The sequence below is a fragment of the Pseudomonas sp. K5002 genome (assembly GCF_013386655.1).
GTDB lineage: Bacteria > Pseudomonadota > Gammaproteobacteria > Pseudomonadales > Pseudomonadaceae > Aquipseudomonas.
The window spans coordinates 1-2,684 of sequence record NZ_JACARK010001371.1 but is presented as its reverse complement, the minus strand read 5'-3'; the positions used below and the strand labels follow the sequence as shown (position 1 = coordinate 2,684).

The 2,684-nt window shown below is 62.7% G+C and carries 4 protein-coding genes; 2 read left to right on the top strand and 2 right to left on the bottom strand.

Going from position 1 to position 2,684, the window contains the following annotated elements; genetic code table 11:
- Together HX846_RS36460 and HX846_RS36455 are read right to left on the bottom strand one after the other, a co-directional pair.
- A partial coding sequence (locus HX846_RS36460; RefSeq protein ID WP_306173208.1) for a glycosyltransferase N-terminal domain-containing protein occupies nucleotides 1–558 on the bottom strand: 558 nt, incomplete at its 3' end.
- Between the two features lie 23 nt (nucleotides 559–581).
- The gene (locus HX846_RS36455; protein ID WP_008439125.1) at nucleotides 582–1,472 is read right to left on the bottom strand and encodes a LysR family transcriptional regulator; all 891 of its coding nucleotides are present in this window, start codon (nucleotides 1,470–1,472) and stop codon (nucleotides 582–584) included.
- A 103-nt stretch (nucleotides 1,473–1,575) separates the two neighbouring features.
- On the opposite strand from HX846_RS36455, the gene HX846_RS36450 reads away from it, so the two are divergent.
- Nucleotides 1,576–1,911, top strand: a complete 336-nt coding sequence (locus HX846_RS36450) for a multidrug efflux SMR transporter (protein WP_003209492.1) — start codon at nucleotides 1,576–1,578, stop codon at nucleotides 1,909–1,911.
- 153 nt (nucleotides 1,912–2,064) lie between these two features.
- Nucleotides 2,065–2,684, top strand: a 620-nt coding sequence (locus HX846_RS36445) for an FAD-dependent oxidoreductase (RefSeq protein ID WP_178967372.1), incomplete at its 3' end; no start/stop codon positions are given.

The window sequence follows — 2,684 nt, the reverse complement described above, 5'->3', positions numbered from 1 at the left end:
GTTCAGGACCGCGAACAGGCTCATTTCCGCCAGCATCTGCGCGGTCAGCCTGGCGAAACGCCCGTAGCCCTTGGCCGAGCGAGCCGACAGCCGCGCGTTGGCCAATGCCACGGGAATCCCGCGTTTGGCGCACTGGTGAATATGGTTGGGCCACAGTTCGGTCTCCATGATCACCGCCAGTTTCGGCTGCACGCGATCGAGAAAACGCTTGACCGCACAGGGCAAATCGTACGGCAGGTAGCAGTGCTGGATGCGCGGCTCGTTGGCGAACAACGCCTGGATGCGCTCGGAACCGGTGGGCGTCATGCAGGTGACGGTGATCGGCAGCTGTGGATAACGTTCCAGCAGCCCGCGAATCATCGGCGCAGCGGCGATGCTTTCGCCCACCGACACCGCATGCACCCAGATCCCGCCGGGTTGCATCACCGGCAAGCCCCAGGAGAAGCGTTCTCCCACGCGCTTCGCGTAAGCAGGCGCTTTGCGGGCTCGCAGCCACAGACGTAAAGCTACCAACGGCAGCGCCAGGTAAAACAGACAGCTGTAGAGAGTTCTATTCATGGCGGCGGAGTTTATCGGCTTTTTCAGTCGATCGCCTGCAAGCACTCGGCAAAACGTTCGGCGAGGAAACGCGCGGCCGGGCCGAGGGGCTCGTCGCGACGCCAGACCAGCTCCACCACCAGCGCCGGCGGGGTCCATTCGCTGTTCAGTTCGACCATCTGGTTCTGATAGGCCGGATACTGCACCACATGCCGCGGCAACCAGGCCCAACCCAGGCCGCGCGCGAGCCACTCGGCCAGCACGTAGAAACTGTCAGCCCGCCACACTTGCGGGCTGGCGGCCTCGCTGCCGGGATACACACTGGTCTGGGTCGCCATCAGCAATTGGCGAAACTGCGCCAGGCGCTGGCAATCCACGAACTGTTCCTTGGCCATGGGATGCCCGATACCGCACACGGTCACCATCTCCACACTGCCCAGCACGCGGCGCTCCAACGCTTCGGGGATCTGATCGTGATAGAACAGCAGGCCCAGATCCGCCTTGCGCTCCACCAGCTTGCGCGCGACATCGCCTTGGGCGGCGCTGGACAACTGCACTTCCAGGCTGGGAAATTTTCCCGCCAGCGCTTCGAGGCTATCGAGCACCGGCTGATAGAGCATGGCTTCATCCTGGGCCAGGCGCAGGCGCGCCTCTTCACCGCGCATCAATGACAAGGCACGGCCATTCAGGCGCTCGCACTGGCGCAAGACTTCCCGCGCCTCCTCGAGCAGTGCCGTGCCCGCCTCGGTCAAACGGGGCTGGCGGCCGCTGCTGCGATCAAACAGGGATACGCCCAGGTCCGCCTCCAACAGGGCAATCCCGTTGCTGACTGCCGATTGTGCCCGACGCTGGTCCCGCGCCACCGCCGAAAATGAACGCTGCTCGGCGACGCTGACAAACAGGCGCATTTGCTCAAGACTCCACTGCACGCTCATGGCTCAACCCATCTTCAATTCGGATAGGTAATGACTTTACCGCATCTGACAAGTCTCTAAAATGCCAACCTTATCAAGCGACCCTGTACCGAGGATTTACCCCATGAACGCCGCCTACTATTACCTGGCCATTGCCATCTGCTCGGAAGTGATCGCCACCGTTTCCATGAAAGCGATCAAGGGTTTCAGCACGCCAATCCCGTTGTTGCTGGTGATCGTCGGCTACGGCGTGGCCTTCTGGATGCTCACGCTGGTGGTGCGCACCGTGCCGGTGGGTGTCGCGTATGCAGTGTGGGCCGGGATGGGCATCGTGATGGTCAGCATCGCCGCGCTGTTTATCTACGGGCAGAAACTGGATATCCCGGCGATGCTGGGCATGGGCCTGATTGTGCTGGGCGTGGTGGTGATTCAGTTGTTCTCGAAAACGGCCGGGCACTGAGCGTTCACGCGAGATTCAATTGAGGCCGAAACTCGCAGCCTCGTTCCACTCGACAGCTCCTGCGGTGCGTCTGTCATCAGGGAGCGTTGGGGCGAAGATTCACTTCATGAGCCTGTATACTGCGCAGCCTGTCTTGAACACTGAGGTCGCTGCATGCCATCCGTTATTTCCACCGACGTTCTGATTGTCGGCGCCGGGGTTGCCGGCCTCTGGCTCAATGCGCGCCTGCGCCGCCAGGGCTTTTCCACGGTATTGGTGGAAAGCGCCACCCTCGGTGGCGGGCAAAGCGTGAAGTCCCAGGGGATCATCCACGGCGGCGCCAAATATGCACTGCACGGCGCCCTGACCGGTGCCTCCGAAGCCATCGCCGACATGCCCCGCCGCTGGCGCGAAGCCCTGGCGGGCAACGGTGAACTGGATCTCTCCGGTGTGCGCCTGCTGTCCGAAGCCCACTATTTGTGGTCGCCGGGCACCATCGCCGGCAACCTCACCAGTTTCTTCGCGAGCAAGGCCGTGCGTGGCCGCGTGGATCAAGTGAAGGGCGATGACCTGCCACCGGCCCTGCAAGATCGCCGCTTCAAGGGCAAGGTCTATCGCCTGGCCGAACTGGTGATCGACGTCCCAAGCCTTATCGAACGCCTGGCCCAACTGGCCGGCGACGGTTTGCTCGCGGGTAAACAGATCGAACCCTTGCTGGAACAAGGCACACTGGTCGGCCTGAAGGTCGATGGCCGTGAGATCCGCGCCCAGCGTATCGTCGTCAGCGCCGGCGG

What these genes read in the sequence shown, in the direction of transcription:
- HX846_RS36450 (WP_003209492.1), top strand. Translation starts at nt 1,576, where the DNA reads ATGAACGCCGCCTACTATTACCTGGCCATTGCCATCTGCTCGGAAGTG.
- HX846_RS36455 (WP_008439125.1), bottom strand. Translation starts at nt 1,472, where the DNA reads ATGAGCGTGCAGTGGAGTCTTGAGCAAATGCGCCTGTTTGTCAGCGTC.